Origin of the sequence: Pseudomonas sp. Pseusp97 (genome assembly GCF_047304025.1) — a bacterium.
Taxonomy (GTDB): domain Bacteria; phylum Pseudomonadota; class Gammaproteobacteria; order Pseudomonadales; family Pseudomonadaceae; genus Pseudomonas.
Map to the genome: position 1 here is coordinate 1 of NZ_JBGLYK010000392.1, position 2,417 is coordinate 2,417.

At 67.1% G+C, this 2,417-nt stretch carries 4 protein-coding genes; 3 read left to right on the plus strand and 1 reads right to left on the minus strand.

Translation table 11 applies throughout. The features are described from left to right. Positions 1–188: hypothetical protein (locus ACCC94_RS29245; protein ID WP_413353080.1), on the plus strand; the 188-nt coding region annotated here is incomplete at its 5' end. Between the two features lie 50 nt (positions 189–238). Here ACCC94_RS29245 and ACCC94_RS29250 read toward each other — a convergent pair. Continuing rightward, positions 239–802, minus strand: coding sequence for a TetR/AcrR family transcriptional regulator (locus tag ACCC94_RS29250; RefSeq protein WP_413353081.1), 564 nt, complete (start codon positions 800–802; stop codon positions 239–241). Between the two features lie 106 nt (positions 803–908). On the opposite strand from ACCC94_RS29250, the gene ACCC94_RS29255 reads away from it, so the two are divergent. Together ACCC94_RS29255 and ACCC94_RS29260 are read left to right on the plus strand one after the other, a co-directional pair. Beyond that, complete coding sequence (locus tag ACCC94_RS29255; RefSeq protein ID WP_192225092.1) at positions 909–1,637, plus strand: SDR family oxidoreductase; 729 nt, start codon at positions 909–911, stop codon at positions 1,635–1,637. 35 nt (positions 1,638–1,672) lie between these two features. Further along, positions 1,673–2,263: a 2-hydroxychromene-2-carboxylate isomerase gene (locus ACCC94_RS29260; protein ID WP_413353082.1), complete on the plus strand. Its 591-nt coding sequence runs from the start codon at positions 1,673–1,675 to the stop codon at positions 2,261–2,263. Positions 2,264–2,417 lie beyond the last annotated feature (154 nt).

Consider the following 2,417-nt stretch of genomic DNA (forward strand, 5'->3'; position numbering starts at 1 on the left):
GCCCGCGGGGGGCGCGCGGGCGCCCCCCCCCCCCCCCCCCCCCCCCCCCCCCCCCCCCCCCCCCCCCCCCCCCCCCCCCCCCCCCCCCCCCCCCCCCCCCCCCCCCCCCCCCCCACCTACAGGTCCAGGTCCCGCTCAGCTGTAGGGCGCATAACGCCTATGGCGTTATCCGCCATTGCGGCGGATAACCCGTGCCGGGTTATGCGCCCTACGAGATCGCTCCCAATGGGTCAGCTGTCTACTTCTCGTCAAGATGCCGCAGCAGGAAGCCACGGCTCGACTCGATGATCGCCTTCTGCGTCTTCTCACTGGCGACCATCCGCGCCACCACCAGCGCACCCACGCATTGCGCCAGCAGGGCCCAGGCGTCCTCCTGCGAACCCAGCAGCTCGGCCCAGGCCTGCTGCAAGTCCACCAGGGCATCCTCGGCGCTCTGCCGCACGGCAATGTCGGCACGGGCGATCTCCGCGCCCAGCGCAGGAATGGCGCAGCCCGCACCGGCATCCTGAACATGGCTGACGCTCAGGTAGCGCTTGAGGGCGCGCTCCAGGCGCGCACGGTCGAGCACCTTGCCCTTGGCGGCGAGGCGTTCGACGCTCTGCTGCAATTCACGTTCGACGATGGCGGCGAACAGCTCGTCCTTCGAGCCGAAGTGGTTGTAGAACGCCCCGCCGGACAAGCCCACCGCCTTCATCAACCCGTCCACCCCGGAAGTGGCGAAGCCGCCCTGCTTGGCGAGCGCGCTGCTGCTGTCGAGCAGGCGCTGACGGGTTTCTTCCTTGTGGGTGGCTGAGTAGCGCATCGGGGCGACTCCGGCGAAGCGGTTGACGATGAAGCCAAGAGTAACATAACGTTCGTTTACCTAACGACCGTTTACCAACTTTTGCGCAACCGCTGAGGAAACGAGAATGTCGAACAAGAAAGTCGTCCTGGTCATCGGCGCCGGCGATGCCACCGGCGGCGCCATCGCCCGCCGCTTCGCCCGTGAAGGCTACGTCGCCTGCGTCACCCGGCGCTCGGCGGACAAGCTGCAGCCGCTCGTGGAGCAGATCCGCGCCGAAGGCGGCGAGGCCCATGGTTTCGCCTCGGATGCGCGCAAGGAAGAGGCGGTGATCGAGCTGGTGGAAACCATCGAGCGCGACATCGGCCCCATCGAGGCCTTCGTCTTCAACATCGGCGCCAACGTGCCCTGCAGCATCCTCGAGGAGACCGCGCGCAAGTACTTCAAGATCTGGGAAATGGCCTGCTTCTCCGGCTTCCTCACCGGCCGCGAGGTGGCCAAGCGCATGGTCAAGCGCCAGCGCGGCACGATCCTCTTCACCGGCGCCACCGCCGGGCTGCGCGGCGCCTCGGGCTTCGCTGCCTTCGCCGGGGCCAAGCACGGCATCCGCGCCCTGGCCCAGAGCATGGCTCGCGAGCTGGGGCCGATGGGCCTGCACGTCGCCCATGTGGTGGTGGACGGCGCCATCGACACCGAATTCATCCGCGAGACCTTCCCCGAGCGCTACGCGCTGAAGGACCAGGACGGCATCCTCGACCCCGAGCACATCGCCGACAGCTACTGGTACCTGCACAGCCAGCCGCGCGATGCCTGGACCTTCGAGCTGGATCTGCGCCCCTGGATCGAGCGCTGGTGATCCGCCCATAACGACAACAAGAAAGAGAGTCACTCATGAGCAAGAGCGTCGAGTTCTACTTCGATTTCGGCAGCCCGACTTCCTACCTCGCCTATACCCAACTCCCGCGAATCTGCGCCGAGACCGGCGCCGAGCTGGTCTATCGTCCGGTGCTGCTGGGCGGGGTGTTCCAGGCCACCGGCAATGCCTCGCCCATCGCCATCCCGGCCAAGGGCCGCTACACGATGATCGACATGCTGCGCTTCGCTCGCCGCTACGGCGTGCCGCTGAAGATGAACCCACACTTCCCGATCAACACCCTCACCCTGATGCGCGCCGCCACCGGCGTGCAGCTGCGCCAGCCGGAACGCTTCGAGGCGTTGCTGGCCTGCGTGTTCAAGGGCATGTGGGTGGACGCGTTGAACCTGGGCGACCCGGCGGTGCTCGGCCCGTGGCTGGCCGAGGCGGGGTTCGACCCGCAGGCGCTGCTGGCGCTGACCGCCGAGCAGGAGGTGAAGGACGCGCTGAAGGCCAACACCGAAGCGGCGATCAAGCGCGGGATGTTCGGCGCGCCGATGATGTTCGTCGGCGACGAGATGTTCTTCGGCCAGGATCGCCTCGACTTCGTCCGCGAAGCCCTGACGTAAAGCGCTTCGCATTCCGCCGAGCCGCCGATGAGCAACAACGTAGGATGGTGTGGAGCGCCGCGGGAACCCAAAAATACGGGGGCCCCACCCCATGGGTTAGGTGGGGGGCCCCCCACCAAAAAAATTAAAAATGGAAATTTTTGGGCAAACGGTT

What these genes read in the sequence shown, in the direction of transcription:
- ACCC94_RS29250 (WP_413353081.1), bottom strand. Translation starts at nt 802, where the DNA reads ATGCGCTACTCAGCCACCCACAAGGAAGAAACCCGTCAGCGCCTGCTC.
- ACCC94_RS29255 (WP_192225092.1), top strand. Translation starts at nt 909, where the DNA reads ATGTCGAACAAGAAAGTCGTCCTGGTCATCGGCGCCGGCGATGCCACC.
- ACCC94_RS29260 (WP_413353082.1), top strand. Translation starts at nt 1,673, where the DNA reads ATGAGCAAGAGCGTCGAGTTCTACTTCGATTTCGGCAGCCCGACTTCC.